This is a genomic window from Paraburkholderia sp. SIMBA_054 (assembly GCF_046534875.1).
GTDB classification, from domain to species: Bacteria; Pseudomonadota; Gammaproteobacteria; order Burkholderiales; family Burkholderiaceae; genus Paraburkholderia; species Paraburkholderia hospita.
In genome coordinates this window covers 1-289 of sequence record NZ_JAWRXV010000556.1, presented here as the reverse complement: position 1 = coordinate 289, position 289 = coordinate 1, and the positions used below count along the sequence as shown (strand labels likewise).

The window sequence follows — 289 nt, the reverse complement described above, 5'->3', positions numbered from 1 at the left end:
ATTTGTAGAATGCAATTGATGAGCCTGCCAGATGGCAGGCTTTTATCTGCCTTGCACACAAAAATTCAGACACTCCCCGTTGCGTGGGTTTGCGCTGGCATCCGCGTTTTGTCTTCGTGCTTCAAGCGTTGCCCCTGTGCGTTTGCCTTTTCGCTGGCATCCGCGTGATGACTTACCCGTTCAAGCGTCGCCCCTGTGCGGGGCGGCACCTGCTTTTCTTTGCCGCCGCAAAGAAAAGTAGGCAAAAGAAAGCGGCTAACACCGCCAACATTTCTTCTTGCCTGAGGGC

General features: G+C 54.0%; 1 protein-coding gene. It reads right to left on the bottom strand.

Annotation, left to right across the window (positions count from 1 at the left end; genetic code table 11):
• Positions 1-65: 65 nt before the first annotated feature.
• The coding region (locus SB822_RS56320; RefSeq protein ID WP_410859008.1) for a hypothetical protein at positions 66-289 on the bottom strand (224 nt) is incomplete at its 5' end.